The sequence below is a fragment of the Micromonospora sp. LOL_024 genome, from assembly GCF_048060415.1.
Lineage (GTDB): Bacteria > Actinomycetota > Actinomycetes > Mycobacteriales > Micromonosporaceae > Micromonospora.
The window spans coordinates 1-1,462 of sequence record NZ_JBHMIS010000124.1; the positions used below are offsets into that span (position 1 = coordinate 1).

Below are 1,462 nucleotides of genomic sequence, written 5' to 3' on the forward strand. Positions count from 1 at the left end.
CGTACCCGCGGGCTGGGCAGCCCGTGGAAATGTGCGCTGGTGTCCAGGCTGTCCGCGTCGACCAGGGCGCTGTAGCACAGACGCAGCGCCATCTCCCCCACCAACGGCTCCAACCGCCAGGCCGCCGGCACCAAATGACCGAGCTGGGCGGGCAGATCAGGTAGCAGGCCTGGAAGTTCATGCTCGGCGGACGATGCATTGCCCGTCGCCTCAGCAAGTTTCCGCTCGAACGCCTCGCGGAGGCTAGGTGAATCGATCAGACCACCGTGATGACCGAAGATCGCGCCAGCGAACGCGCCGAGCCCACGCTCGTACGCGATCCGGGTACCGAGTGACTTGTGGTCGATGCCGACCGGTCCACCCGTCGACGCGACAGCAGCAAGCTTGTCCTGCCAGGCGCAAGCCGCCTTGCCCACATCGTGCAAGGCACCCAGCCAGTACGACACCTCGCCCCCACCGAACGAGACGGTGAACCGCCGCGCCAACTCGCCAGTACCTCGAAGATGATCAGCAAGAGAATGCCAGCAACCACCGCCGACCGCAGGGCTGTGCGCCCGAAGATTACCCACAGAAGACACGAAAGCCCCCTACCGACCTTTCTATGGTCAGTAAACGCCCCAGGCATGGATACCGGCCCTGATGGTATCGGTGCCATACGGCTCGCCGGGCCCACCGACGCGCCCGCCGTGCGGCACGCAAACATCGCCGAGCCGGTGAAACCGCCCGGGTCGGCAGACTCACAGCAATCGCGATGTCGACAGCGACCAAGGCCAGCGCGTGCCATCTCAGACCGGGTCCGGCATCAGTCTGATTCTCCGCCGTCCGGGGTGTCGACCGCCAAACGGCCTCCGGCGTCTACCCGCCTGGGCGTGTCCTGCTGATCATGGATCAGCAGCCGTGGTCATGACATGCTTCGGTCGTGTATTGGACCGAGGATCGCCGGCGTTTTGAGCGTCTGGTCGAGGCGCTGTCGGGACGGGCGGATGCACAGGCTGAGGCCGAGATGGGTGCACCCCTGGATCCACGACTCGCGGAGTCGCTGGTGGATGTGATGGCGGGCGAGGAGCAACTCGGGCTGGACACGCTCTGCGTCAACGTCCTCGACTACCGGGTGCGGCTGACAGGTGAGGAGTACGTGACAATCACCGATCTCGCCGGACGTTGGGATCTCGACGTTCGGGTGATCGATGGACTGAACGAGCTGGTGATCCCGGATGGCGTATCCGAGTGATCATGAGAGCCGGATGATGGCCACGATCAGGACCAGGCTGGCCCGGTAGAGGGATGCGCGTTTGGCATAGCGGGTGGCCAGGTCACGCCACTGCTTGAGGCTGCCATAAGCAGGTACCGGTTGCGATCCTCGCCCGGCGCGATGGCCGGGCGCAGCTCCAACAGCCGCGACGTCATGCGCCGTCCGCCCGCCTCGTTGCGATCCTCGCCCGGCGCGATGGCCGGGCGCAGC

At 65.8% G+C, this 1,462-nt stretch carries 2 protein-coding genes and 1 pseudogene; 1 reads left to right on the forward strand and 2 read right to left on the reverse strand.

The annotated features are described in order from the left end of the window. A partial coding sequence (locus tag ACFHWY_RS28450) for a CRISPR-associated endonuclease Cas3'' (RefSeq protein ID WP_416583321.1) occupies positions 1-485 on the reverse strand: 485 nt, incomplete at its 3' end. Between the two features lie 434 nt (positions 486-919). Here ACFHWY_RS28450 and ACFHWY_RS28455 point away from each other — a divergent pair. Next, positions 920-1,231 carry a hypothetical protein gene (locus ACFHWY_RS28455; protein ID WP_416583322.1) on the forward strand — a complete coding sequence of 104 codons (312 nt, stop codon included), beginning with the start codon at positions 920-922 and terminating at the stop codon, positions 1,229-1,231. Here the strand turns inward: ACFHWY_RS28455 and ACFHWY_RS28460 are convergent. Next, positions 1,232-1,333 (reverse strand): annotated as a pseudogene (locus ACFHWY_RS28460) (IS5/IS1182 family transposase); the annotation flags it as partial. Positions 1,334-1,462 lie beyond the last annotated feature (129 nt).